The sequence below is a fragment of the Pseudoxanthomonas kalamensis DSM 18571 genome (genome assembly GCF_010211745.1).
GTDB lineage: Bacteria > Pseudomonadota > Gammaproteobacteria > Xanthomonadales > Xanthomonadaceae > Pseudoxanthomonas_A > Pseudoxanthomonas_A kalamensis.
The window spans coordinates 70,216-95,712 of the sequence record NZ_PDWQ01000002.1 but is presented as its reverse complement, the minus strand read 5'-3'; the positions used below and the strand labels follow the sequence as shown (position 1 = coordinate 95,712).

General features: G+C 67.9%; 26 protein-coding genes and 1 pseudogene. 16 read left to right on the top strand and 11 right to left on the bottom strand.

Features of this window, described 5'->3' with window-relative positions:
• Positions 1–75: 75 nt before the first annotated feature.
• The 5 genes from CSC70_RS04435 (at position 76) to CSC70_RS04415 (ending at position 4,606) form a co-directional block, all read left to right on the top strand.
• Positions 76–1,596 (top strand): efflux RND transporter periplasmic adaptor subunit, encoded by a 1,521-nt coding sequence (locus tag CSC70_RS04435; RefSeq protein ID WP_162455458.1) that lies wholly within the window; start codon positions 76–78, stop codon positions 1,594–1,596.
• Positions 1,593–2,306, top strand: a complete 714-nt coding sequence (locus CSC70_RS04430) for an ABC transporter ATP-binding protein (protein WP_162455457.1) — start codon at positions 1,593–1,595, stop codon at positions 2,304–2,306. The genes CSC70_RS04435 and CSC70_RS04430 overlap by 4 nt, the downstream gene beginning before the upstream one ends.
• Positions 2,303–3,532 carry an ABC transporter permease gene (locus tag CSC70_RS04425; RefSeq protein ID WP_162455456.1) on the top strand — a complete coding sequence of 410 codons (1,230 nt, stop codon included), beginning with the start codon at positions 2,303–2,305 and terminating at the stop codon, positions 3,530–3,532. The genes CSC70_RS04430 and CSC70_RS04425 overlap by 4 nt, the downstream gene beginning before the upstream one ends.
• Before the next feature lie 76 nt (positions 3,533–3,608).
• Positions 3,609–4,202, top strand: coding sequence for an RNA polymerase sigma factor (locus tag CSC70_RS04420; RefSeq protein ID WP_162455455.1), 594 nt, complete (start codon positions 3,609–3,611; stop codon positions 4,200–4,202).
• 29 nt (positions 4,203–4,231) lie between these two features.
• Positions 4,232–4,606: a VOC family protein gene (locus tag CSC70_RS04415; protein ID WP_162455454.1), complete on the top strand. Its 375-nt coding sequence runs from the start codon at positions 4,232–4,234 to the stop codon at positions 4,604–4,606.
• Between the two features lie 34 nt (positions 4,607–4,640).
• Here CSC70_RS04415 and CSC70_RS04410 read toward each other — a convergent pair whose 3' ends face one another.
• The gene (locus tag CSC70_RS04410) at positions 4,641–5,387 is read right to left on the bottom strand and encodes an SGNH/GDSL hydrolase family protein (protein WP_162455453.1); all 747 of its coding nucleotides are present in this window, start codon (positions 5,385–5,387) and stop codon (positions 4,641–4,643) included.
• A 174-nt stretch (positions 5,388–5,561) separates the two neighbouring features.
• Here CSC70_RS04410 and CSC70_RS04405 point away from each other — a divergent pair, with 174 nt between their 5' ends.
• From CSC70_RS04405 to CSC70_RS04370, 8 genes are all read left to right on the top strand, one after another.
• Entirely contained in the window at positions 5,562–5,942 is a 381-nt protein-coding gene (locus CSC70_RS04405) for a diacylglycerol kinase (protein ID WP_162455452.1), read from the top strand.
• Positions 5,943–5,961: 19 nt separating this feature from the next.
• Entirely contained in the window at positions 5,962–6,711 is a 750-nt protein-coding gene (locus CSC70_RS04400) for a TerC family protein (protein WP_162455451.1), read from the top strand.
• 97 nt (positions 6,712–6,808) lie between these two features.
• A complete protein-coding gene (locus CSC70_RS04395; RefSeq protein ID WP_162455450.1) occupies positions 6,809–7,387 on the top strand; it encodes a LemA family protein in 579 nt (192 codons plus the stop codon).
• 46 nt (positions 7,388–7,433) lie between these two features.
• Entirely contained in the window at positions 7,434–8,315 is an 882-nt protein-coding gene (locus tag CSC70_RS04390) for a TPM domain-containing protein (RefSeq protein ID WP_162455449.1), read from the top strand.
• A gap of 10 nt (positions 8,316–8,325) precedes the next feature.
• A complete protein-coding gene (locus tag CSC70_RS04385; protein ID WP_162455448.1) occupies positions 8,326–8,814 on the top strand; it encodes a TPM domain-containing protein in 489 nt (162 codons plus the stop codon).
• 91 nt (positions 8,815–8,905) lie between these two features.
• Positions 8,906–9,811 carry a prolipoprotein diacylglyceryl transferase gene (gene lgt, locus CSC70_RS04380; protein WP_162455447.1) on the top strand — a complete coding sequence of 302 codons (906 nt, stop codon included), beginning with the start codon at positions 8,906–8,908 and terminating at the stop codon, positions 9,809–9,811.
• Positions 9,808–10,602 (top strand): thymidylate synthase, encoded by a 795-nt coding sequence (locus CSC70_RS04375; RefSeq protein ID WP_162455446.1) that lies wholly within the window; start codon positions 9,808–9,810, stop codon positions 10,600–10,602. Before lgt ends, CSC70_RS04375 begins: the two co-directional genes overlap by 4 nt.
• A gap of 25 nt (positions 10,603–10,627) precedes the next feature.
• Positions 10,628–11,122, top strand: coding sequence for a dihydrofolate reductase (locus CSC70_RS04370; protein WP_162455445.1), 495 nt, complete (start codon positions 10,628–10,630; stop codon positions 11,120–11,122).
• Here the strand turns inward: CSC70_RS04370 and CSC70_RS04365 are convergent.
• The 9 genes and pseudogenes from CSC70_RS04365 to CSC70_RS04325 form a co-directional block, all read right to left on the bottom strand.
• Positions 11,107–11,757 carry a DUF1287 domain-containing protein gene (locus tag CSC70_RS04365; protein WP_425501527.1) on the bottom strand — a complete coding sequence of 217 codons (651 nt, stop codon included), beginning with the start codon at positions 11,755–11,757 and terminating at the stop codon, positions 11,107–11,109. The genes CSC70_RS04370 and CSC70_RS04365 overlap by 16 nt on opposite strands.
• 17 nt (positions 11,758–11,774) lie before the next feature.
• A pseudogene (locus CSC70_RS04360) lies at positions 11,775–12,602 on the bottom strand (symmetrical bis(5'-nucleosyl)-tetraphosphatase); the annotation flags it as partial.
• A 133-nt stretch (positions 12,603–12,735) separates the two neighbouring features.
• Positions 12,736–13,524: a 16S rRNA (adenine(1518)-N(6)/adenine(1519)-N(6))-dimethyltransferase RsmA gene (gene rsmA / locus CSC70_RS04355; protein ID WP_162455443.1), complete on the bottom strand. Its 789-nt coding sequence runs from the start codon at positions 13,522–13,524 to the stop codon at positions 12,736–12,738.
• Positions 13,521–14,501 carry a 4-hydroxythreonine-4-phosphate dehydrogenase PdxA gene (pdxA, locus tag CSC70_RS04350; RefSeq protein WP_162455442.1) on the bottom strand — a complete coding sequence of 327 codons (981 nt, stop codon included), beginning with the start codon at positions 14,499–14,501 and terminating at the stop codon, positions 13,521–13,523. Before pdxA ends, rsmA begins: the two co-directional genes overlap by 4 nt.
• Positions 14,502–15,848 carry a peptidylprolyl isomerase gene (locus tag CSC70_RS04345; protein ID WP_162455441.1) on the bottom strand — a complete coding sequence of 449 codons (1,347 nt, stop codon included), beginning with the start codon at positions 15,846–15,848 and terminating at the stop codon, positions 14,502–14,504.
• A 5-nt stretch (positions 15,849–15,853) separates the two neighbouring features.
• The gene (gene lptD / locus CSC70_RS04340) at positions 15,854–18,265 is read right to left on the bottom strand and encodes an LPS assembly protein LptD (protein ID WP_246189323.1); all 2,412 of its coding nucleotides are present in this window, start codon (positions 18,263–18,265) and stop codon (positions 15,854–15,856) included.
• Positions 18,266–18,394: 129 nt separating this feature from the next.
• Positions 18,395–19,303: a histone deacetylase family protein gene (locus tag CSC70_RS04335; protein WP_162455440.1), complete on the bottom strand. Its 909-nt coding sequence runs from the start codon at positions 19,301–19,303 to the stop codon at positions 18,395–18,397.
• Between the two features lie 100 nt (positions 19,304–19,403).
• A complete protein-coding gene (locus tag CSC70_RS04330; RefSeq protein WP_162455439.1) occupies positions 19,404–19,961 on the bottom strand; it encodes a cob(I)yrinic acid a,c-diamide adenosyltransferase in 558 nt (185 codons plus the stop codon).
• A gap of 25 nt (positions 19,962–19,986) precedes the next feature.
• On the bottom strand, positions 19,987–20,595 hold the full coding sequence (locus tag CSC70_RS04325; protein WP_162455438.1) for a hypothetical protein: 609 nt from the start codon (positions 20,593–20,595) through the stop codon (positions 19,987–19,989).
• An 82-nt stretch (positions 20,596–20,677) separates the two neighbouring features.
• Between CSC70_RS04325 and ubiH the strand changes: the two genes are divergently transcribed.
• Together ubiH and CSC70_RS04315 are read left to right on the top strand one after the other, a co-directional pair.
• A complete protein-coding gene (ubiH, locus tag CSC70_RS04320) occupies positions 20,678–21,886 on the top strand; it encodes a 2-octaprenyl-6-methoxyphenyl hydroxylase (RefSeq protein WP_162455437.1) in 1,209 nt (402 codons plus the stop codon).
• Positions 21,883–23,061, top strand: a complete 1,179-nt coding sequence (locus CSC70_RS04315; RefSeq protein WP_162455436.1) for a UbiH/UbiF family hydroxylase — start codon at positions 21,883–21,885, stop codon at positions 23,059–23,061. Before ubiH ends, CSC70_RS04315 begins: the two co-directional genes overlap by 4 nt.
• Positions 23,062–23,914: 853 nt before the next feature.
• On the opposite strand, the gene CSC70_RS04310 is transcribed toward CSC70_RS04315, so the two are convergent.
• Entirely contained in the window at positions 23,915–24,637 is a 723-nt protein-coding gene (locus CSC70_RS04310) for a hypothetical protein (RefSeq protein ID WP_162455435.1), read from the bottom strand.
• A gap of 151 nt (positions 24,638–24,788) precedes the next feature.
• Between CSC70_RS04310 and CSC70_RS04305 the strand changes: the two genes are divergently transcribed.
• Positions 24,789–25,472, top strand: coding sequence for an HNH endonuclease (locus tag CSC70_RS04305; RefSeq protein WP_162455434.1), 684 nt, complete (start codon positions 24,789–24,791; stop codon positions 25,470–25,472).
• Positions 25,473–25,497: the final 25 nt, after the last annotated feature.

Below are 25,497 nucleotides of genomic sequence, written 5' to 3'. Positions count from 1 at the left end.
CGGTGGACGGGCTGTCAACCGGAAGCGGTCGCGTGCGTTCATTCCTGCAACCCGTCCCAGCCGATACCGCCGCGCATGAGCCATTCTCCGTCCCGCCCGCCGCAGACCCGCGGAAAGCTGCTTCCACGCCTGATCGCCGCCATCGTCGTCCTTGCCCTGCTGGGCGCGGGCTGGTGGTACTGGAGCCACCGCGACGCGACCGCCAGTGAAGGGGCCTACCGCACCGTCGAGGTGGAGCGCGGCAACATCCGCGTGGTCATTTCCGCCACCGGCACGCTCAGCGCGACGTCCACGGTCACCGTCGGCAGCCAGATTTCCGGTCAGGTGACCGACGTCCTGGTCGACTTCAACAGCAAGGTCAAGCAGGGCGACGTGCTGGCGCGGATCGACCCCAGCACCTACGAGGCGCAGATCGAACAGGGCAATGCCCAGATCGCCGCCGCCCAGGCGTCGCTGGCGCAGGCCCAGGCCACCTTGCTCAACGCCGAACTGGATTACCGTCGCAAGGTCAATCTGGGCAAGCAGCAGCTGGTCGCACAGAGCGACATCGACCAGGCCAAGGCCACTTACGAGCAGGCGACGGCGCAGGTGCGCTCGACCCAGGCGCAGATCCGCCAGCAGACCGCGTCTACCCAGACCACCCGGGTCAACCTGCAGCGCACGGTGATCCGCTCGCCGGTCGACGGCGTGGTCCTGACCCGCAGCATCGAGCCGGGCCAGACCGTGGCCGCCAGCCTGCAGGCGCCGGAACTGTTCGTCATCGCCGAAGACCTGTCGAAGATGGAAATCGAACTGGCGGTGGACGAATCCGACATCGGCCAGGTCAAGCCGGAGCAGACGGTCAGCTTTTCCGCCGATGCCTTCCCCGACCGCCAGTTCAAGGGCGTGGTCGACCAGGTGCGGCTGTCGGCGGCGACCACCAACAACGTGGTGACCTATCCGGTCATCGTCAGCGTCGACAACAGCGACGGCACCCTGTTGCCGGGGCTGACCGTGAATGCCGAGATCGAGGTCAGCAATCGCGAGAACGTGCTGAAAGTGTCGAACGCGGCCCTGCGCTACAAGCCGGCCGATGCCGACCAGATCGGTGCCGCGCAGCGGTCCGGTCCGCCCAGCGGTGGCGGCATGACCGACGAACTGGCCAGGGTCGCGGCCGGAATGAATCTGAACGACGAGCAGCAGGCCGCCTTCGACACCGCGATCGCCGCCATGCGCGAACGCCAGCAGGCGATGCGCGAACGCATGGCCAGCAGCGCCAGCGGCGGCAATGCCGGCGGTCCGCCGCCCGGCATGATGGTGATCCGCGCCGGCGGCGACGCCAATATCCAGGCGCAGATCCGTCAGCGCATGCTGGAACGTTTCCAGCAGGACTTCGCCGGCTTCACCCAGTTGCTCGACGATGACCAGCGTACGCAATGGAACCAGGTCCTGAGCGCGTCGCTCAGCGCCACTCGCGCCACCCTGTACCGGCTGAACGACGGCAAGCGCGAGGCGGTGCCGGTACGGATCGGCGCCAGCGACGGCAACAGCAGCGAAGTGTCCGGCGATCTGAAGGAAGGTGACGAGATTGTCAGCGGCGAGCGCGCGCCGAAATGAACGCGCAGGCGGACGTGGCCGCGGTTCCGGTGATCGAGACCCGCGGCCTGAGCAAGGTCTACGCGGCCGGCACCGAGGCCGAAGTGGTGGCGCTGAACCATGTCGACCTGCGCATCTGGCACGGCGATTTCGTCGCGATCATGGGGCCGTCCGGGTCGGGCAAGTCGACCCTGATGAACATGGTCGGCTGCCTGGACACGCCGACGGCCGGCGTCTACCTGTGCGACGGCGTGGACGTGTCGACGCTGGACCGCGAGCAACTGGCCGCGCTGCGCCGTGACAAGATCGGCTTCGTGTTCCAGGGCTTCAACCTGCTGCCGCGGATGAGCGCGCAGGACAATGTCGCCATGCCGCTGGGCTATGCGCAGGTGCCCCCGGCCGAGCGCAACCGGCTGGCGCACGAGGCCTTGCAGGCGGTGGGGCTGGGCGAGCGCGCTTCGCACCGGCCCAGCGAACTGTCCGGCGGCCAGCAGCAGCGCGTGGCGATCGCCCGCGCGCTGATCAACCGGCCGCCGATCCTGCTGGCCGACGAGCCGACCGGCGCGCTCGATTCGAAGACCGGCGAGGAGATCCTGGCCCTGTTTAAGCGCTTGCGCGACGAGGGTCATACCGTGGTGCTGATCACCCACGATGCCGAAGTGGCCGAGCATGCCGACCGCATCTTCGTGATGCGCGACGGCGGATTGCACGAAGAGGAGCGCACGTCATGAAACTGATCGACATCCTGCGCACCGCGGTGTTCGCCTTGCGCGGCAACTGGATGCGCAGTGCGCTGACTTCGCTGGGCGTGATCATCGGCATCGCCGCGGTGATCGTGATGGTTTCGGTCGGGCAGGGCACCCAGGCGGAAATCGACAAGATGGTGTCCGGACTGGGTTCGCAGCGTCTGGACATCAGCCCGAACGTGGCGCGCGGCATTGGTGGCGTGCGCATGAGTGCCAGCAGTTTCTTCACCCTCAATGTGGACGATGTGGACGCCATCCGCGACGAGATTCCGGAAATGGAATACGTCTCCGGCTCGTTGCGTGGCAGTAGCCAGGTGGTGTTCGCCGAGAACAACTGGTCGAGCAGCTGGCAAGGCGTGCAGCCGGATTATCTGGTCATCAACGGCTGGAGCGTGGTCGAGGGCGAAGGCTTCGACAACTTCGGTCCGGAAGACAAGGTCGTGGTGATCGGCGAGACGGTGCGGCGCGAACTGTTTGCCGACGGTACCGGGATCGGCGAGACCGTGCGCATCGGCCGGGTGCCGTTCACCGTGATCGGCGTGCTCGGCGCCAAGGGCCAGAGCAACTGGGGCCGCGACCAGGATGACGTGATGATGGTGCCGCTGGAAACCGCGCGCCGCCGGCTGATGGGTTCGATGGGGCTTCCACCGGGTGCGGTGATGGAGATTTCGCTGGCGGTGCGCGATGCGGATGATCTGAACTACACCAAGGGCGAGGTCGAGTCGCTGTTGCGCCAGCGGCACAAGATCGGTCCCGGCGACGAGGACGATTTCCGGGTCCGCAACCTGGCCGAGATCATCGCCACCCGTACCGCGACCACCCGGCTGATGTCGCTGCTGCTGGGCGCGGTGGCGACCATCTCGCTGATCGTCGGCGGCATCGGCATCATGAACATCATGCTGGTGTCGGTGACCGAGCGCATCCGCGAAATCGGCCTGCGGATGGCGGTCGGCGCCGGCCCCGGCGACATCCGCCGCCAGTTCCTGGCCGAGGCGATGCTGCTGTCGCTGGGCGGTGGCGTGCTGGGCATCCTGATCGGCGTGGTCGGCGCGTTGCTGGTCGGCCAGTACAGCGACCTGCCGACCGAGCTGAACTGGAAGGTGGTCAGCCTGGCGGCCGGGTTCTCCATCGCCACCGGCCTGTTTTTCGGCTACTACCCGGCCAGCAAGGCCTCGCAGCTGGATCCGATCGAGGCCCTGCGCCAGCAGTAGTCGCCGGACAACTGTGTTCGGTACGGGCTTCCATGGAGCATGGTGTCCGCTGCGATTGCCTCCATAATGCCGGCCCATGGATGCCAATCTGATTCGAGACCTGCGCGCACAGGCCTTGCGGTTGACGCGTCATGCCGCGGATGCCGACGACCTGTTGCAGGAGACATTACTGGCTTCCCTGCGGGCCGGCCGCGACGAACCTGCCTGGTTGGCTGGCGTATTGAAGAAACAGGCGGCGATGCAGGCGCGTGGCGAGGCGCGCCGCCGCCGTCGCGAACAGGCCGTTGCCGGCGATGCGGAAATCGTCGGAATGTCCGAGCCGCAGGGCACGATCCCCGCCTTTGCGCTCGACACATTACCCCGGGCCGCCAGACAGGTAGCGGTGCTGGTTCTGCACGGGTTGTCCGCCGACGAAATCCGCTGGTTGCTGGACTTGACTCCGATGGCGTTCCGGCAGCGCCTGACCTCGATCCGCAAGCACCTCCGCCAACTTCCGGTGGAACTGGAGTGTCCGGGCCCGCCGCCGCGAACTGTGGAGTTACAGTTCGGGCTGGTCCGGCGCGCCTTGCGGACCGCGATGCGGGATGCGGCGGTGCTGGGCAGTCACGACCCCGATGGCCATCTTTTGCTGATCGGCCGCGCTCACGTTTCGGTACCTGGCGGCAACTGATAGGGAAACCCACCCGCAGGAGAATATCCGTGCTTGCTTCCGCCCGTCTTGAAAACCTGGTGTTCTTCGTTGCCGAGCTTTCGCGCAGCGTGGCTTTCTATCGTGACGTACTCGGTCTGGAAGTGGTGCCGATCGACAGCGAGGATGGTCCGATCGCCGTTGCGCAGGCCGGCCCGGTCGCCCTGGTGTTCATACCGCGACCGGCGCGGGCTGGCGAAAGCCCGATCCCGGTATTCGAGATCGATGGCGGCATCGATGCCTGCGCCGAGCAGTTGGCGGCGCAGGGCGTGGAAATCGTGACCCCGGTCAGCGAGGCGCCGGACGGCGGCCTGACCGTGGATTTTCTCGACCCGGACCGCAATATCCTCAGCCTGCACCAGCAGGCCGGCGCGTCGCGACGGTAACCCGTCGAGCGTCTCCCCGAACCGGCGCGTCAGCTCAGCGCAGCAGGACCGGGTCGATCCGCTCGCGCCACAGCGCGTAACCGGTCGCGTTCATGTGCAGCCCGTCCTCGATGAACAGTTCCGGACGCGGCTGGCCCTGTGCATCCAGCATCGGGGTGAACACGTCGACGAAGGCGGCGTTGCGCATCCCGGCGATCTCGGCGGCGATCAGGGCATTGGCCTGGCGCTGGGTGGCGAGCTGTTCGGCCCGGGCCAGGCTGGGCTTGCAGGAAATGTAGGCGATGGCCACGTCGGGCAGGTCGCGGCGCACGCGTGTGACGAAGGCGCGGAAGTCGGCCAGCAGCTGTTCCGGGCTGCGGCCACTGTTGATGTCGTTGTCGCCGGCGTACAGCACGATCTGGCGCGGTGCGTAGGGCACGACGATGCGGTCGGCGTACCAGGTGCTGTCGCGAATCTCCGAGCCGCCGAAGCCGCGGTTGACGACCGCCAGGCCGGGAAAGTCCTGCGCCAGCGACTTCCACATCCGGATCGAGGAACTGCCGACGAACAGGATCCCCCCGCGCGGCGGCGGCTGGACGGCGTCCTCGGCGGCGAAGCGCTGCATGTCCTGTTCCCAGCCCGCGTTGGAGACCTGGGCGGGAACCTGCGGCGCCGACACGGTCGGGGCGGCGGGCGCTGCGGCTTCCGGGTGCGAGGTGGCGCAGGCTGCCAGCAGCAGGAGCAGTAGCGGAACCAGCAGAGGGAACGGGGAGACGTTACGGGCGCGAAGAATCCGGTGCATCGGGCAGGCTTCCTTACGGGACGAACGGCATTTTCGGTCCATTGCACCGGTTATGGCAAAATTGCCGCCTCCATTCCCCCGGATTCCCCTTCGCATGTCGCTGGATGCCTTCGTCGTTGCCCTGAAGCAGTGCCTGCTGTCGGCATTGTGCCGGTCCGCCTGAGCCCGGACAGGATGGCCGACGAGTTCGGACACCTGCCGCGCGGGCCGGGGCGCATCCTCAAGGCGGCGGTCTGGTCGTGGCAGGGGCTGCGGGCGGCCTGGCTGCACGAGTCCTCGTTCCGGCTCGAGGTCTACCTGCTGATCGTGCTGGGTCCGCTGGCCGTGTGGCTGGGACACACCGGGGTGGAACGCGCGCTGCTGCTGGGCTCGCTGTTGCTGGTGCTGGCGGCCGAGTTGCTGAATTCGGCGGTGGAAGCATTGATCGAACGCTACGGACCCGAACACCACGAGCTGGCCGGTCGCGCCAAGGACATGGGTTCGGGCGCGGTGTTCGTGCTGATGATGAACGTGTTGCTGTGCTGGGGCCTGATCCTGGGCCCCCGACTGCTTTGAACTTCAGGAAGAACCGATCGTGAGCTTCGAATTTCTCGCCGACCCGAACGTCTGGCTGACCCTGGTGACCCTGAGCGCGCTGGAAATCGTGCTGGGCATCGACAACCTGGTGTTCATCTCGATCGCGGTCGGGCGGCTGCCGGAGACGCAGCGGCCGCTGGCGCGCAAGATCGGCATCGCCGTGGCCTGCATCACCCGGATCGGACTGCTGGTGACGCTGGCCTTCCTGGCGCGCATGCACAAGGACCTGTTCCAGTTGTTCGGCATGGGCATCTCGATCCGCGACCTGGTTCTGATCGTCGGTGGCCTGTTCCTGCTGGTCAAGGGCGCGCTGGAGATCCGCGAGCTGATCAGCGGCGGCGAGGACGAGGACCCGCGCACCACCAAGGCCTCGGCGGTGTTCGGGCTGGTGATCGTGCAGATCGCCATCATCGACATCGTGTTCTCGCTGGACTCGGTGATTACCGCGGTCGGCATCGCCGAGCACATCCCGATCATGGTGTTCGCCATCCTGCTGGCGGTCGCGATCATGCTGCTGGCGGCCAACCCGCTGGGCCGTTTCATCGACGAGAATCCCACGGTCAAGATGCTGGCGCTGGCCTTCATCCTGCTGGTCGGCGCGGTGCTGGTGCTGGATGGCCTGGACGTGCACGTGCCCAAGCCGTACATCTATTTCGCCATGGCGTTCTCGGTGCTGGTGGAATGGCTGAACCTGCTGATGCGCCGGCGTGCGGCCAGCCACCATGTCCCCGGCGCAGGCGAGTGGTAGCCCGGAGCGGTCGGCAACGGTTTCTTAACCGGGCATTTCGATAATTCCGCCACGATCCGACGGCCAGACCCGGCCGTCCCCCGACAGGAGTGCCACCATGCGCGTGTTCGTCCGTTCGATGTTGCTGCTACTGGCCGTCAGCCTGCTTTCCGGCTGCGGCTACAACGCCATCCAGCAGAAAGACGAGGCGGTGACGGCCGCCTGGTCGCAGGTGCTGAACGTCTACCAGCGCCGCGCCGACCTGGTGCCGAACCTGGTGGCCACGGTGAAGGGCTATGCCGCGCACGAGGAAAAGGTGTTCACCGACGTCGCCGAAGCGCGTTCGAAGGTCGGCAGCATTAATGTCGATGCCAACGACCCGGCCTCGCTGGAGCAGTTTCAGCAGGCGCAGTCCGGCCTGCAGAGCGCGATCGGCCGCCTGCTGCTGGTCAGCGAGAACTATCCGCAGCTGAAGGCCGACCAGAACTTCCTGCAGCTGCAGGCGCAGCTGGAAGGCACCGAGAACCGGATCAGCGTCGAGCGCCAGCGCTACATCCAGACGGTGCAGGACTACAACACCTACATCCGTTCGTTCCCGCAGGTGGTGACCGCCAAGTTGTTTGGCTACAAGGTCAAGCCGAATTTCAGCGTCGAGAACGAGGCGCAGATCCAGCAGGCGCCGAAGGTCGAGTTCTGATCGCGCCGGCGCGGCGCGGGGACCGATGATGGCGATACCTGCCGACATGCGCAGTCGCGGCCTGATCGCGGCGTTCGCGCTGTGGCTGCTGTGCCTGTGTGGCGTGTTGCAGGCGCAATCGCTGGCGCCGATCCCGGCGCTGGACTCGCCGGTGGTGGACACCACCGGCACCCTGGATGCGGCGCAGAAGCAGCAGCTGGTGCAGCAGGCGCTGGCGTTGCAGCAGCGCAAGGGCAGCCAGTTGCAGGTGCTGGTGGTGTCGAGCACGCAGCCGGAAGACATCTTCGACTACACCCAGCGGGTGTTCGACAGCTGGAAGCTGGGCCGCGACGGCGTCGACGACGCGGTGATCCTGGTGGTGGCCAAGGACGACCGCCGGGTCCGCATCCACACCGGCTACGGGCTGGAAGGCGCGATTCCGGATGCCACCGCCAACCGGGTCATCCAGGAGTACCTGGTGCCGAAGTTCCGCCAAGGCGACTACGGTGGCGGCATCATCGATGCCACGGCCGTGCTGACCCGGCTGATCGATGGCGAGACATTGCCGGAGCCGGTCAGCGGCCATCGCGCCGCGCCGGACAATGCCGGCAACTGGCTGTTCGCGCTGTTCGCGGCCTTCATCGTCGCCAATATCGTGCGCGGCATCTTCGGCAAGGCGCCGGCCGGGATCCGCGGCCTGCTGACCGGCGGCGCTTCCGGCATGGTGGCTTGGCTGGTGTCCTCGGCCCTGCTGTTGGGCGGGGTGGCCGGGTTCTTCGGCCTGCTGTACGGCCTGGCCAGCGTGTCGACGCGCCGCGGCTATGCCCGCCATCGCGACTGGGGCGGTGGCGGCGGTTGGGGCAGTGGCGGCGGCTTCGGCGGCGGTGGTGGTGGATGGTCCGGCGGCGGCGGCATGTCCGGCGGCGGCGGTGCATCGGGCAGCTGGTGAGGGGGAATCGATGAGACTGCTGCGCCACCTGTTCGCACGATCGGCTCAGGGCGTGTTCCCGGAGCCCAGCCTGCACCGCATCGCCGATGCGATTTCGGCCGGCGAAGCGCGTCACTATGGCGAGATCGTGTTCGCGGTCGAATCCGAACTGGGCATCGGCCAGGTGCTGCGCGGCGTGCAGGCCGGCGAACGCGCGCGCGACGCCTTCGCCCGGCTGCGGGTCTGGGATACCGAGGCCAACAACGGCGTGCTGATCTATCTGCTGCTGGCCGATCACCGTATCGAGATCGTGGCCGACCGCGGATTGGACGGAAGGGTCAGCGCCGAGCAATGGCGCGGGGTGTGCCTGCTGATGGAGGAGAGGCTGCGGGCCGGCGAAGCCGAAGCGGCGGTGATCCGCGGGGTGGAGGCGGTTTCCGACCTGCTGGTCGCGCACTATCCGCAGACCGGCGAGCGCGTCGACGTGGACGAATTGCCGAATCGCCCCCGGTTCCTGTGAGCCGACGCATGCGGATGCCGTCCGTCGTGCGGGCGTTTGCCGGTGGCCTCGGGCAAAATAGCGGCATCGACGCCGGAAACCCGCAGCTCACATGATCCATCTCCATCAGATCGACCCCGTGGCCTTCTCGCTGGGGCCCCTGAAAGTGCATTGGTACGGCATCGCCTACGCGATCGGCTTCGTCGCGGCCTGGTATCTGGGACGTCGCCGCATCGTTGCCGGCCGCCTGCCGGGGATCAATGCTGAGGCGCTGTCCGACCTGGTGTTCTACGCGATGCTGGGCGTGGTGCTGGGCGGGCGTATCGGCTACATCCTGTTCTACGACCTGCAGGCCTACCTGCAGCAGCCGTTGCAGGTGTTCAAGGTGTGGCAGGGCGGGATGAGCTTCCACGGTGGCCTGCTGGGCGTGTTGGCCGCGGCCTGGTGGTGGAGCCGCAAGCACCGCCTGCATTTCTTCGACACCATGGATTTCCTTGCGCCGCTGGTGCCGCCGGGCCTTGGCATCGGGCGGCTGGCGAACTTCGTCAACGGCGAGCTGTGGGGCAAGCACACCGGCGCCGACTGGGGCTGGGTCTTTCCGTCCGACCCCGCTTTCGACGCCATGCGCGGCCAGGCGGACTTCATGGCCCGTTTGCAGCAGCAGTTCGCCAGCGGGGCGCTGGATATGCATGCGCGGCACCCGACCCAGTTGTACCAAGCCGCGCTGGAAGGCGTGTTGCTGTTCGCCGCGCTGTGGTGGTTCTCCTCGCGTCCGCGTCCGCGCTATGCGGTGTCGGGGCTGTTCGCGCTGCTGTACGGTCTGTTCCGCTTCATCGTCGAATTCGTCCGCGTGCCTGACCAGCAACTGGGCTATCTTGCGTTCGATTGGTTGACGATGGGCCAGTTGCTCAGCCTGCCGCTGATCGCGCTGGGCCTGTTCCTGCTGTGGCTGTCGCGCCGTGCGCCGACGCTGCAGCCGGCCGTCGCCGACGTTGCCGCCGACAAGGAGACCGCATGAAGCCGTATCTCGACCTGCTGGGCCACGTGCTGGAGCATGGCGCGGAGAAGTCCGACCGCACCGGAACCGGCACCCGCAGCGTGTTCGGCTGGCAGATGCGCTTCGACCTGGGCGAAGGCTTCCCGCTGGTCACCACCAAGAAGCTGCACCTGCGCTCGATCGTGCACGAGCTGCTGTGGTTCCTGAAGGGCGAAACCAACATCGCCTACCTGAAGGAGAACAAGGTCAGCATCTGGGACGAGTGGGCCGACGCGGACGGCGAACTCGGCCCGGTCTACGGCAAGCAGTGGCGGCGCTGGGCGACCGCCGACGGCGGCGAGATCGACCAGATCAAGTGGGTGGTCGACGAGATCAAGCGCAATCCGGATTCGCGCCGGCTGGTGGTCAGCGCCTGGAACGTTGCCGACCTGCCGCAGATGGCGCTGATGCCGTGCCACAACCTGTTCCAGTTCTACGTGGTCGACGGCAAGCTCAGCTGCCAGCTGTACCAGCGCAGCGGCGACATCTTCCTCGGTGTGCCGTTCAACATCGCCAGCTACGCGCTGCTGACCCACATGGTGGCGCAGGCCTGCGAACTGGGTGTCGGCGACTTCGTGCACACGCTGGGCGATGCGCACTTGTATTCGAACCACTACGAGCAGGCGCGCGAGCAGCTGTCGCGCACGCCGCGTGCGTTGCCGACGCTGCGCCTGAACCCGGACGTGGACGACCTGTTCGCGTTCGGCTACGACGACATCGAGATCCTCGGCTACGACCCGTACCCGGCGATCAAGGCACCGGTGGCAGTGTGAGGTTGTACGTGCCCGTCGATTGCCAGTGAAGATTTCCCTGATCGCCGCGCTGGATCGCAATCGCGCCATCGGCCGCGGCAACGCCATGCCTTGGCACCTGCCGGACGACTTCAGGCACTTCAAGGTACTGACCCTGGGCAAGCCGGTGCTGATGGGGCGCAAGACCGCCGAATCGCTGGGCCGCGCCTTGCCGGGGCGGACCAACCTAGTGTTGACGCGTAACGGGCAGGTGCCGTTCGAGGGCATGCGGGCGGTGGCCTCGGTGGACGAAGCGCTGGCGCTGGCGGCCGAATCGGGCGCGGACGAGCTGTGCGTGATCGGTGGTGCCGAGATCTACGCGTTGCTGCTACCGCTGGCCACGAACATGCACCTGACCCATGTCGATGCCGAAGTAGCGAATGCCGATGCGTTCATTCCGGCCTTCGATCCGGCGCAATGGCGGGTGCTGTCGCGCCGGCCACATGCGGCCGATTCGCGGCACGCCTATGCTTTCGAGTTCGTCGACTACGTTCGCGCCTGAGGCAGTCGCGGTCGGTAGTGGCCGATGATGGTGTGGCGGAACAGGAGGTCGTTCTCCTGCGTGCCGGCACCGATGTTGTGGATGACCAGCGGGGTTGCGTCCGCGGCGCTGCGGTCGGAGACGATGCCGACATGAAGCAGCCCGCTTCCGCTGAGTTTCCATGCCACGATGTCGCCGGCGGCGTAGTCCGAAGCCTGGTCGCCGATCGGCATGCCCCAGCCGTTGCGTTCGAACCAGCGCATCAGGTTGGGCACGCGGCGATGGTCGATGTTGCGGTCCGGGCCGGTCAGCCCCCATTGCTGCGGATAGAGGCGGAAGTTCGCCCGCATGTCCTCGTGCACGGCCTGCTGTAGGTCGATGCCCTGGGTACGCAGGGCGCGCACCACGACATCGGTACAGACGCCGCGATCACGCGGGACATCGCCGCCGGGATAGTCCAGCACCACGTAGGCAGGATCGTACAGACGGGTGACGCCGATCTGCTGACGCGCTGCGGCGACCAGTGGCGGGGACAGGGCGGCTGCGTGTTGCGCCGGAACCCCGGCATCGGGCGACAGCGAGGGAATCGCGTCGGCCCTGCATCCGGCGACCGACAGCATCAGCATAGGCAGTGGCAGCAGCAGCGAGATCGGCATCCTGCCCGCGAAGTTCACGGCGTGGGCACCTCGCGGCCCGCCACCTGCACCAGGTGCAGGTCGTCGACATCCAGTTGCAGTGCGGTCAGCTGGCCGCCCCAGACCGCGCCGGTGTCGATGGCGTGTACGCCATGGCCGATCATCAGCCCCAGCGTGGACCAGTGGCCGCAGACGATCTTCAGGTCGCGCTGTGCGCGGCCGGGCACTTCGTACCAGGGATACAGTCCGGCCGGCTGGGTGCCGGGAGCGCCCTTGTCCTCGATCGAGATGCGGCCACGCGGCGTGCAGTAGCGCATCCGCGTCAGCACGTTGATCGTCGCCCGCCAGCGGTCCGGGCCGCGCAAGCCCGACGACCAGTTCGGCTTGTCGCCGTACATGCTGCGCAGCAGCTTGGAGTGGTTCTTGCCGCGCAACTGCTGCTCGATCTCGCGTGCGTACTTCTCGCAATCCTGGGTCGTCCATTTCGGCGCCAGGCCGGCATGCACCATCATCCAGCCCAGCTCGCGGTCCACGTGCGCCAGTTCCTGCCCGCGCAGCCAGCCCAGCAGTTCGTCGCGGTCGTCGGCCAGCACGATCCGCTGCAGGTCGGGATTGACCTTGCGCTGCTCGTCGGCGCTGCGTTCGCCGATGGCCAGCAGCGACAGGTCGTGGTTGCCGAGCACGACATGGCTGCATTCGCGCAGCGAGTGCACCAGACGCAGGGTTTCCAGCGATTGTCCGCCGCGGTTGACCAGGTCGCCGCAGAACCACAGGCGGTCGCGCGCCGGATCGAAGCGGATCTTGTCCAACAGGCGCCGGGTGACGTCGTAACAGCCCTGCAGGTCGCCGATGGCCCAGACGCTCATGCCGGATGCCGCGCGTTGCGTCCGCGGCGCGGACGGAAGGGGGCGATGATGTCGGTCCTGTGCGCGGAAACGTCCATCCAGCCAGTGTAAGCAAAATCGGCGGCGACTTCCGCGCGGAGGTCGCCGCTGCCGCTTACTCGATGTTGGCCAGGCGCACGAATCCGTCCACGTCGACCTGTTCGGCGCGGGCATCCGGACGCAGGCCGGCCTGTTCGATCCGCGCACTGTCGCAGACGCCGTCCAGCGCATTGCGCAGGGTCTTGCGGCGCTGGCCGAAGGCGGCGCGGACGACCTGTTCGAACCGCTGCGGGTCGCGGACGCCAATCTCCGCGGCCGGTTTCGGCAGCAGTCGCACCACCGCCGAATCGACCTTCGGCGGCGGCCGGAACGCGCCTGGCGGCACCACGAACAGCGGCGTGACTCGGCAATAGGCCTGCAGCATCACGCTGAGCCGACCGTAGACCTTGCTGCCCGGCGCGGCGCCCATGCGGTCGACCACCTCCTTCTGCAGCATGAAGTGCATGTCGCGGATCACCGCAGCGTGCGCCAGCGCATGAAACAGGATCGGCGAGGACAGGTTGTAGGGCAGGTTGCCGACCAGCCGCAGCGGGCCTTCGTCGCCGGCCAGCTTGCCGAAATCGACCGCCAGCACGTCCTTGTGGATGATGGTCAGGCGGCCGACGCCTTCGGCGGTTTCCATCAGCGGGGTGATCAGGTCGCGGTCGAACTCGATCGCGGTCAGTTCGCCGTGCCGTCTCAGCAGCGGCAGGGTGATGGCGCCCTGGCCGGGACCGATTTCGACCAGGCGGTCGCCGGGCTGCGGATCGACCGCCAGCACGATGCGGTCGATGAAGCTGCGCTCGTGCAGGAAATGCTGGCCCAGCGACTTCTTCGCCGGTGCGCTGAATCCGCCGCGGCTCATGCAGCCTCCTGCCGCTGGCGGGCGAAGCGGGCGCAGGTCTCGACCGCGGCGAACAGGCTGGACGGATCGGCCAGGCCGCGCCCGGCCAGTTCCAGCGCGGTGCCATGATCGACCGCGACCCGCGGGTAGGGCAGGCCGAGGGTGATGTTGACCGCGCGCTCGAAACCGCTGTATTTCAGCACCGGCAGTCCCTGATCGTGGTACATCGCCAGCACCGCATCGAAATCGCGCAGCTTCTGCGGCAGGAAGGCGGTATCGGCGGGCAGCGGGCCGGGCAAGCGCATGCCTTCGCCGCGCAGGCGTTGCAGCAGCGGTTCGATGATGTCGATTTCCTCCCGCCCCAGATGGCCGTCTTCGCCGGCATGCGGGTTGAGGCCGAGCACGGCGATCACCGGATCGGCGATGCCGAAATCGCAGCGCAGGGCGGCGTGGGTGATGCGCAGTGCGGCATCCACGGTGTTGGCATCGATCGCATCGGCGACTTGGCGCAGCGGCAGGTGGGTGGTGGCCAGGGCGACGCGGACGATGTCGTTGGCCAGCATCATCACCACCTTGCAGCCGGCGCCGGCCGCCAACCGCTCGGTGGTGCCGGTATAGGCGATGCCACCGGCGTTGACGACGGCCTTGTGCACCGGGCCGGTGACCAGGCCGTGCAGCTGGCCGGACAGGCAGGCCGCGGCGGCTTCGTCCAGCGCCTGCATCACCGCCGCGGCATTATTCGGATCGGGCTGGCCGAAACGCACCGGCACGGCGTTGGCGACTGGCTGCAGACACAGGTCGCCCGGCGCGACGGCGTCGGCCTCGGCGGGCAACAGGTTCAGCGGCAGGTCGAGCGCCGCGGCGGCATCGCGCAGGGTTGCGGCATCGCCGTAGGCGAGCAGGCGGCAATCGCTGCGGACCTGCTGGGCCAGACGCACGCACAGTTCCGGGCCGACACCGGCCGGTTCGCCCGGGACCAGCGCCAGGCGCGGGATCATTCAGCCTCCGCTGCTGGCGGGAGGCGCAGTGCTGGCGTCGCGGACGTTGACATAGGCTTCGCCGCGCATTTCCTGCAGGAAGCGGTTGTACTCGTCCTCCAGCTTGCGGCGGCCGATCATCTCGCGGACTTGCGCGCGCTGGTTCTGGTCGGTGACGTCGGTCTGGCGGGTGCCTTCGCGCTGCACGATGTGCCAGCCGGCCTCGCTGCGGAACGGCTGGGTGATCTGGCCGTCGGCGATGCCGGACAGCTGCTTCTGGAAGTCCGGACCGAAGGCATCGGCCGGGAACCAGCCCAGTTCGCCGCCATCGGCGCGGGTATTGGCGTCTTCCGAGGACTCCTTGGCTACTTCGGCGAAGTCGGCGCCGCCGGCGATGCGCGCGCGCAGGGTGTCGATCTTGGCGCGCGCCTTGGCGTTGTCCTGCAATTCGGTGATCCGGACCAGGATGTGCCGTGCCTGGTACTCGGTCACGCTGCGCTTGGCGGCCTGCGAAGCGTCGCGGGTCTCGACCAGTGTGAGCAGCTGGAAGCCGCTGGGGCCGCGGATCGGGCCGATCACCTGGCCGGGGCTCATCTGCTGCAGCATCTGCACGAAGGCGGACGGGATTTCGTCGACGCTGCGCCAGCCCAGGTCGCCGCCTTCCAGCGCGTTGGGGCTGTCCGAATAGCGCACCGCGGCGGCGGTGAAGTCCATCTCGCCCTTGTCCAGCAGGCCCTTGATGCCGTCGATCTTCTTCTGCCCGGTGGCGATCTGGTCGGCGGTGGCGCCATCGGGCAGCGCGACCAGAATGTGCGCCAGGTGGTATTGCACGCCGCCGTCCGCCTGCGCGGCCAGCGCCGCGTCGACCTCGCTCTCGCTGACCTGGATGCGCGACTGGGCGAAGCTCTGCCGCAGTCGTTGCACGGTGATCTCGTCGCGGATCGAGTTGCGGAAATCCTCGAAACCCATGCCCTCGGCGGCCAGCCGCTGGCGCAGGCCGGCGACGTCGGTGCCGTTCTGCTGGGCGACGGTGGCGACGGCGTTGTTCAGTTCGTTGTCCGATACGCGGATGCCGCTGGAGTTGGCGCGCGCGACCTGCAGCTTGACCAGCACCAGCCGTTCCATGACCTGCCGGCGCAGCACGTCGTCCGGCGGCAACTGGCCGGGCTGGCTGGCGTACTGGGCACGGACGTTGGCGACCGCGCGCTCCAGTTCGCTCTGCAGGATGACGTCTTCGTCGACGATGGCAGCGATGCGGTCCAGCGGTTGCGTCTGCTGCGCCTGCGCCGGGAACGCGGCGGCCGCGGCGAGCAGTGCGGACAGGAACAGGCCGCCGAGGACGGTGCCGGTGATGGATCGTGTGTTCATGGTATTCATGGCAGGAGTTCGCCGGAGGATGAGTCGTCGTCCCCGCTCGGCGCAGCGATGCTGGGCGGGACCAGATAGAGGTCGTCCCGGTAGTAGCCGAGGATAGCACGGCGCAAGGTGCGCTCGGTGTCCTGGCCGGCCGAGCCGAGGCCCTTGAGCACGAATTCCACTTGCAGGGCATTGTTCATTTCGCCGTCGCGGTTGCGTACGTAGCGGCGCACCACCGCGCGCACGGCCAGGCAGCAGCTGTCCCACTGCACGCCGGCGATGCCTTCCAGCAACTTGTGATCCAGCAGCGAGTAGTAATAGCGGCCGACCACGCTCCAGCTGCGGTTGACCGGATACAGGAAGGAAAAGTCCGCCTGTTCCAGCAGGTTGGTACGGCTGGCCGCGTTGCGCCGGTAGCGGTAGCTCAGGTTGACCACGCCGTCGTCGGGCAGCAGGTAGCGGGCACGCAGGCTGGCCAGATCCTCGGCGCGGTACTTCGGATTCCACTGGTAGGACAGGCCGATGTTCCAGCGGTCGGTCGGCGCGTAGCTGGCATCGGCGACCCAGGCCGAGCGTCCTTTTTCGACCGGGACTTCGCCGGGAAAGACGACCTGCGAGTCCTTGAAATAATGGATCTGGCCGAGGTTCAGCGCCAGCCGTTCGAAACCGTCCTCGCTGCGCAGGAAGCGGCTGCTGACCGCCAGCGTCAGCTGGTTGGCGTCGCCCTGACGGTCGGGGCCGGAATAGCGGTTGTCGCGGAACAGCTGGCCCCAGCTGAAGGTGAAGGCGCGGCTGTCGAAGCGCGGCAGGGTGTCCTGGTCGCGGTACGGCACATTCAGGTAGTACAGCCGCGGTTCCAGCGTCTGCAGGTAGGAGCGGCCCTTGATGGTGGTGTTGCGGTCGAAATACAGGCCGGCATCCAGCGAGGCGATCGGCAGGCTGCGCGACGGCGTGCGGTCGGGATTGCCCAGCGAGGCCTGCAGGTCTTCCTCGAGTTGATACCGGGTGTAGCGCCAGGCCAGGGTCGGGGTGATGTACCAGGCCGCGCCCTGCAGCGGCAGCGACACGTAGGGCTTGATGTCCAGCCGGCTGCCGTCGCCCTTGTCGTTGTGCTGGAAGCGCACGGCCTCGGCGTCGATCCCGACCTGCAGCCAGCGGCGATAGGACTGTTCCCAGTTCAGATAGGCGCGCGGCAGACGGTTGTAGGGCAGCGAACTGTCGCTGAGGGTGTAGTCGGCCAGTTGCTGGCTGTCGGCCATGATCCCGGCGGTCCAGCCGTTGCCGCGTCCGTACAGGCCGACGGTGCTGGTCAGGCGGGTGGCGGCCTGGCCGTACAGCGAATTGCCCTGGTCTTCCAGATAACGCGAGTCGCTGATCCAGGCGATGTTGGCGCGTGCCTGCCAGTGGCGGTCGAGATTGTGGTTGCCGACGAACTTGGCCATGCCGCGGTTGTCGGTGCGCAGCGGGTCGTTGCCGACCGTCGGCGCGCCGTTGGCGATGTCCTCGATCCGGCGTTCGACCAGGTCGTCGCTCGGCATCCAGTTCAGGTCGAGCTGGCCCTTGCCCTTTTCGTACAGATAGCGGAACTGGCCGCCCAGCTGCACGCCGCGGTCGCTCATCCAGCGCGGCAGCAGGGTGGCGTCGTAGTTCGGCGCCAGGTTCAGGTAGATCGGCTGGCGGTAGTCGAAGCCGTTGCGCCCGGAGTTGCTGATCGCCGGATACAGCAGGCCGGTATGGCGCTGGTCGTCGATCGGGAACTTCAGCCACGGCATGTACAGCACCGGCACCTTGCCCAGGCGGATGCTGGCGCCGCGGGCCACGCCCCAGCCTTCGTCGGTATCCACGTCGATCCGCCGCGCGCGCAGCTCCCAGTGGCGCTGTCCCGGGTCGCAGGTCGAATAGGTCGAACCGATCAGCGCGCCGTCGGCACCGTGCATTTCGATGCGGTCGGCGCCACCGTTACCGCGCCGCGACACCAGCTGGTATTGCAGGTTCTCGATCGAATGGGTGTCGTTGTCCTGGTCGCCGTGCGCGGTTTCGGCGATCACCCGCATGCCCGAGTCCTGGTAGCGGACGTGGCCGGCGGCCTGGTACTTGCCGGTTTCCTGATCGACGATCAGGTTGTCGGCGCGCAGGTACTGGTCGCCGCGCCGCAGCTCGACATCGCCCTGGTAGGCCATGTTGGTCTCGGTGCCGGTCTGGCTGTCCCCGGTGATTTCGGTTGGCAATTCGGCGCGCTGTTCGCGGCTTTCGGCCGGGCTCAGTTCGATGCCGTTGGACTGCGGGTCGGTGCGCAGGTCGAACGAAGGGATCGCGTCCTGCACCGTGCACAGCCCCCAGTTGGGGGGCTTGCCTTCGTCGGCGGCCATGGCCGGCAGGGCCAGGGCGATGCAGCAGGGCAGGGTCAGCAGACGAAGGGCGAGGCGCACGCGGGCGGGGGATCCGGGGTGAAAACGCCCGCTATCGTGCCGTATCGCCGGCAGGCGGGCAATGAAACCGCCAACCCGGCGTCGGCCGGGGTTCAGACGCACCGTGGCAATCCCGTGACCGGCGCGGGCTCAGCGCAGGGCGGCGACGTGGGCGACGCTGCATTCGCGCAGCGCGTCCAGGCTGTAGCCGCCTTCCAGCATCGACACCAACCGTCCGCCGGCGTGCTGCGCGGCGATCTGCTTCAGCCGGCCGCTGAGCCAGGCGAAGTCCTCGGCTTCCAGCATCAGGTCGGCCAGCGGGTCGTGCATGTGGGCGTCGAAACCGGCCGAGACCAGCACCAGTTGGGGACGGAACGAGGCCACGTCCGGCAGCAGCTGGTCTTCCCAGACATTGCGGAAGCGGAAGCCGCCGCTGCCCGGCGGCAGCAGCACGTTGTGGATGTTGCCCGAGCCGTGCTCGCGCGGGGCGCCGGTATGCGGGTACAGGTCCGACTGGTGGCTGCTGAAGTAGGCCACCCGCGGCTCGTCCCAGAAGATCGCCTGGGTGCCGTTGCCGTGGTGGACGTCGAAATCGATCACCGCCACCCGGCTCAGGCCGTACTGCTCGCAGGCGTAGGCGGCGGCGATGGCGATGTTGTTGAACAGGCAGAAGCCCATCGCCGCCTGCGGGGTGGCGTGGTGGCCGGGCGGGCGCACCGCGCAGAAGGCGATGGTATCCGGGCCGTTCATCACCGCGTCCACCGCGGCCACGCCGGCGCCGGCCGCGCGCAGGGCCGCCAGCCGCGATTTCGGGCTGACCACGGTGTCCGGGTCGAGCATGCGGTGGCCGTCGAAGTCGCCGTCCATCACCGCCTCGACCAGGGCATGGTCGTGGACCCGATGCAGTTCGCCGAGCTTGGCCAGCGGCGCCTGGCGCCAGTCGAGGTCGCCGTGCGCCTCGCGCAGCGATTCCAGCACCACCCGCAGGCGGTCGGCGCATTCCGGATGTTCCGGGCCGGTGTCGTGCTCGAGGCAGGCGGGGTGGGTGAAGATGATCACGTGGCGTGCGTCACCCGCGGGCGGGCGGAAGCCTCCGGGAAAGGGATACCCCGCATTCTATGCCCGCGTCGCCGGCGCCGGCATTCGACCTTGGCGGCAGTCAGGCCTTGCGGCGCTCGTGTCGCCACAGCACTTCGCCCTGACCTTCGGCCCGCGCCAGCACCCGCGCCAGCACGAACAGCAGGTCCGAAAGCCGGTTCAGGTAGCCGATCGCCTCGGCGCGCACCGGCTCCAGCCGCGACAGCGCCACCGTCTCGCGTTCGGCGCGGCGGACGATGGTGCGGGCCAGGTGGCAACGCGCCGCGGCCTCGCCACCGGCCGGCAGGATGAAGTCCTTCAGCGCCGGCAGTTCGGCGTTGTAATGGTCCAGCTGGCGCTCCAGCGCGTCGATGTCGGCCGCGTGGATCGCCGCATGGCCGGGGATGCACAGCTCGCCGCCAAGGTCGAACAACTGGTGCTGCACCGTGGTCAGCAGGTCGCGGATGTCGTCGCTCACCGAGGCCGTGGCCAGCACCAGGCCGATTGCCGAATTGGCTTCGTCCACGGTGCCGTAGGCCGCCACCCGCGCCGAATCCTTGCCGGTGCGGCTGCCGTCGCCCAGCCCGGTGCTGCCGTCGTCGCCGGTGCGGGTGTAGATCTTCGTCAGGCGGTTGCCCATGCGCTCCGGCCCGGCGTCGGCGCGATCAGTGCGCCGTGCGGTCCTGCGGGCGGGCCAGGCGCGCGATCTGCTGCACGCCGACATGGGCGATCACCGCCAGCCCGGTGTAGATCGCGGTGGTCCGCAGGTAGGGCAGGAACCAGTCGGCGTAGTTCTGCCACCAGCCGGCCACGGTCGGGACCCGGCCGCTGTCGCCGATCCAGCTGTCGCTGAGCCAGTAGAAGCTGCCCTGGCTGAGCAGGTGGCAGACCGCCACCGAGGCCAGCAGGCTGACTACCAGGGTCGCCAGCGCGTGGCCATCGGCCTTGCGATACCCGCGCCGGACCAGGTTGCCGCCCAGCCACAGCGCGCCGTAGGCGGGAATCAGGAACCAGTACGCCGGCGACATACAGTAATGCGCCCAGAAATTCAGGCCCTGGCCGCTGATGGCGACGTAGTCGGTGGCCACCGCCAGCGCCATGAACAGCGGAAAGGCCCAGCGGCTCCAGCCGCGCAGGTAGAAGCCGGCGATGAAGAACACCGCCCACGAGGCGTCCGGCACCGGCGCAAAGTGGTACAGCAGGTGGCTGCGGGTGACGATCATCAGCGCGGCGAGCAGGACCAGGATCAGGGCACGGGCGGTGGTGTTGTTCATTGCGTGGCGGCGGTTGCGGGAAACTGCCGCCATTCTAGCGGCTCGCCGGCCGCCGTGCCGTGGCGGCGGCTATCATGGCGGCATGACGCATTCGCACGACGTGCTGATCGTCGGCGGCGGCCTGGTCGGCGCCAGCCTGGCGATCGCCCTGGACCGGCTGGGACTGGATGTGGGTCTGGTCGAGGCCACCCCGGCCGGGACCCTGCCGGCGGTGTTCGACCAGCGCAACCTCAGCTTCGCCGCCGCCACCGTCAACGCGCTGACCGCGCTGGGGGTGATGGCGCGCCTGCGCGCCCCGACCGGGGCGATCCGCCGCATCCACGTCAGCCGTCGCGGCGAATTCGGCCGGGTCCGGCTGGACGCCGCCGACTACGGCGTCGAAGCCTTCGGTCAGGTGGTGGTGGCGCGCGATTTCGGCGAGGCGCTGGAAGCGCGGCTGGATGAGCTGACGAACCTGACCCGCTACCGCCCGGCGCGCTTCGCCGGCCTCGGCAGCAGTGAAGACGGCCTGCGCCGGATCCGGATCACCGATGCGCAGGGCGAACGCGAACTGCGCGCTCGGCTGCTGGTCGGCGCCGACGGCAACCACAGCGGCGTGCGCGGCGCGCTCGGCATCGGCGTGCGCGAACACGATTACGGCCAGACCCTGTTCGTGACCCGGATGCGCGCCGAACGTGCGCCGGACGGCACCGCCTACGAACGCTTCGGCGACCACGGCCCGACCGCGCTGCTGCCGCGCGGCGACCGCCACTACGGGGTGATCCACGGCGTCGCCCGCGACCAGGCCGACGCGGTGGCCGCGCTGGACGACGCCGGCTGGTGCGAACGCATCCAGCAGGCCTTCGGCTGGCGGGTCGGCCGCCTCCTGGCCGCCGGCGAACGCAGCCGCTATCCGATCGTGCGCATGGTCGCCGAGGACACCATCGGCGAACGCGCGGTGCTGCTGGGCAATGCCGCGCAGACCATCCACCCGATCGGCGCGCAGGGCTTCAACCTTGGCCTGCGCGACGCGCTGACCCTGGCCGAACAGCTGGACGGCGCCGCCGACCCCGGCGATCCGGCCCTGTTGCAGCATTACCGCCAGCGCCGCCGCGAAGACCGCGAACGCACGCTGGCGTTCTCCGACCAGCTGGCGCGGCTGACCGCCAGCGATGCGCCGCTGCTGCGCCCGCTGCGCAGCCTGGGCCTGCTGGCGGCCGATGCATCGCCCAGCCTGCAGGGCTGGCTGGTCGGCGGCGCCATGGGCTTCCGCGGCGACGTGCCGCAGCTGTGCCGGGGCGAAGGCCGATGAGCCGTCGCGCCCGACTGGACGCGGTAGTCGTCGGCGGTGGCGTGGTCGGCGCCGCCAGCGCGCGGATGCTGGCGCAGCAAGGCCTGGCCGTCGCCCTGGTCGAAGGCCGGCCGCCACCGACGTGGTCAGCGCAATCGCGCGACCTGCGGGTGTACGCCTTCGCCCCGGACAACGCCGCCCTGCTGCAGCGCCTGGGCGCGTGGGACGCGGTGCGCAGCGCGCGCGCGCCGGCCTACCGGCGCATGCGGGTATGGGACGCCGGCTGCCCGCGCGGCGAACTGGTGTTCGACGCCGACGCGCTGGGCCGCACCGAGCTGGGCTGGATCGTCGAGAACGACCTGCTGGTCGACCGCCTGTGGGCCGGGCTGGATGCGGCCGGGGTGGAACTGCGCTGCCCGGCGCGGGTCGAGGCGCTGGAACAGGACGACGAAGGCGTGCGCCTGCGGCTGGACGACGGCAGCCGGCTGGACGCGCGGGTGGCCATCGCCGCCGACGGCGCCGCTTCGACCTTGCGCACGCTGGCCGGCATCGAGGTCGATGCGCACGATTACCGCCAGCGCGGCGTGGTCGCCTTCATCGATACCGAACACCCGCACGAAGCCACTGCCTGGCAGCGCTTCCTGCCCAGCGGGCCGCTGGCCTTCCTGCCGTTCGAAGGCTGCTGCTCGATTGTCTGGACCCTGCCCGAACACGAGGCCGAACGGGTGCTGGCGCTGGACGAAGCCGCTTTCGACCGTGAACTGACCGCCGCTTTCGCCGCGCGGCTGGGGCAGACGCGGCTGGCGTCGAAGCGGGCCGCGTTCCCGCTGCGGCGGCAGACGGCGGAACAGTTCCTCGCCGGCCGCGTGCTGCTGGTCGGCGACGCCGCCCACGCCGTGCATCCGCTGGCCGGGCAGGGCGTCAACCTGGGCCTGCGCGACGTGTCCGCGCTGGAAGCGCTGTTGCAGGACGCGCAGGCGCGCAAGGCCGACTGGGCCGCCCCGCACCGGCTGGCACGCTGGGCCCGCACCCGCCGCAGCGAAAGCGTGCTGGCGTCCAAATCGTTCAGCGCCATCAACCGCCTGTTCTCCAACGACGAACCGCACCTGACCCTGGCCCGCGGCCCGCTGCTCGCCACCGCCGGCAAACTGCCGCCGCTGTCGCAACTGTTCTGGCGCAAAGCCTCCGGCCTGTAGCGGCTCAACCCCGCCCGCGGGGGAAGGTGCCGAAGGCGGGTAGGGGCGGCGCTTCCCGCTTTTGTTCGTCATTCCCGCGCAGGCGGGAATCCACAGGTTTTCGGCGACATGGATCCCCGCCTTCGCGGGGATGACGGCGGTGTGGGTCATGATGTTCCCGCGTGGATTCAGCCCCTCACCAGCGCCAAATCCACCCTTCCCCCGCTTGCGGGGAAGGTGCCGAAGGCGGATGGGGGTAGCGCCTCCCGCTTTTGCTCGTCATTCCCGCGCAGGCGGGAATCCACAGGCTTCGGCGACATGGATCCCCGCCTTCGCGGGGATGACGGCAGTGCTTCGATTCATGCGAGGGCTGAAACAGCCCTTCCCAGTCCGCCAAGACGCCCGGAACCCACCCTTCCCCCGCCTGCGGGGGAAGGTGCCGAAGGCGGATGGGGGCGGTGCCTCCCGCTTTTGCTCGTCATTCCCGCGTACGCGGGAATCCACAGGCTTCGGCGACATGGATCCCCGCCTACGCGGGGATGACGGCAGTGTGGGTCATGATGTTTCCGCGGAGATGGCGGCGGTGTGGTCACGATGACTTCGCACGGATTCAATTCCTCACCAGCGCCAAATCCACCCTTCCCCCGCCCGCGGGGGAAGGTGCCGAAGGCGGATGGGGGCAGAGCTTCCCGCTTTTGTTCGTCATTCCCGCGCAGGCGGGAATCCACAGGTTTTCGGCGACATGGACCCCCGCCTTCGCGGGGATGACGGCAGTGTGGTCACGATGACTTCGCACGGATTCAATTCCTTACCAGCGCCAAACCCACCCTTCCCCCGCTTGCGGGGGAAGGTGCCGAAGGCGGATGGGGGGCTGTCACCCCGGAATAAACGGAAACACGATCTTCAGCAGCCCCTTCAGCCCGCCCTCGGCGGTGCTGGCGATGGCCTTGGCACCCAGGCTGTTCAGCGCATTGCGGGCGTCCTCCCAGCGCAGCTTGCCCACGTCCTTCTTCAGCAGGTCGGCCACTTCCTCGGCGGCCGGCGCCAGCTTCTTCAGTTCGCGCACCACCGGCTGCGGGTCGGGCTGCAGCCAGCCCCAGGTTTCGCCCAGCTTGAGCAGGGTGTCGAAGCGCACCGCCACCACTTCGCGGTTGCGCTCGTACACGGGCAGGGCGTCCACGTCGAGGATGGCCTGCTCGAAGCGCTGGGCATCGTCCGGGTGTTCGACCCGGATCGCCAGAAAGCCGTCCTTGCGGCTGGCGGCGCTGACGTGGCGCACGCCGGCACGCAGGTTGACCTCGGTTAGCACGGTGGACAGGATGCGGCGCATGGCGTCGGCGTTTTCCTCATGCACCAGCGCGCGCCAGCGGGCATAGCCGTCGCGGCGCAGGGCCTTGACCTTGGCCGGGGTGACCCGCAGCCGGGCGGCCACGGCGGCATTGCCTTCGCCACGGCCGATGGCGCCGTCGCGTTCCAGCAGGACGAAGATCAGCAGTTCCAGGTCGCGCTTGGTCAGCGACTGGAAGCCCTGCAACAGGGTCAGGCGCAGGAATTCATTGCCGAAAGCGGCAGGGTCCCTGAGTTCGATGGCGTGCATGGCAAAGGCTCCGTTGCTGGTTGAACAGCATGCCACGGCAGGGTTTCAGGGCTTGAGACGGCGCCGGGTTTCAATGTGAGATGGTGGTATAAGGCGGATGGGGCCGCGGAAGGGCGGTGTGAACGATATTTAGGCCTTTCTCATCATTCCTATGAGCCAACGTATTGCCGACTGCCTTGAAGTTCTTGATCTCGTGCGATCACTTGCTCGCCAGAGTCCTCGAAGCCATTCAAGCGAATGGAGGCAAAAGGCGATTGCGCATGTAGCTTCGCGCGGTGTCAGAACAAAGACAGTTTTTGCTCATCTCGTTGGAAAAAACACAAATGACACTTTGAGCGCCAATGAAATCGACCAGCTCATTACCGAATGGATCAAAGATGGCTCTCCATTACTACGGCAATGGCTCGCGCGGTCATGCTCTGAAAGTGACGCTGAGCGTGTTGCTCGGTTCTTCCTGACAGAAGATACAACGCCAATCGCGACAGACATTGGCGAGCCAGAACCAACAGGGCGCCACCTTGTAACCACCTATCGAGTACTCCGTGATACTGCTCTTGCCCGTCGCATCAAGGCGGATATGGATTACACCTGTCAGAACTGTTCTGCTCGTATTGTTCTTGGCAACGGAGCGCCCTACGCAGAAGCGCACCATGTCAAACCACTTGGGGCACCTCACAATGGCCCAGACCACCCCGGAAATATCGTCTGTGTATGCCCGAACTGCCACGTCATGCTTGACTATGGCGCAATCGTGGCCGATCCGACAAAGTTCAGCAATGTCTTGCCGGACTTCATCAGTTACCACAATGATGTCATTCTCCGGGGAAAGGCCTAACAATTCATTCAAGCTGATGCCGCTT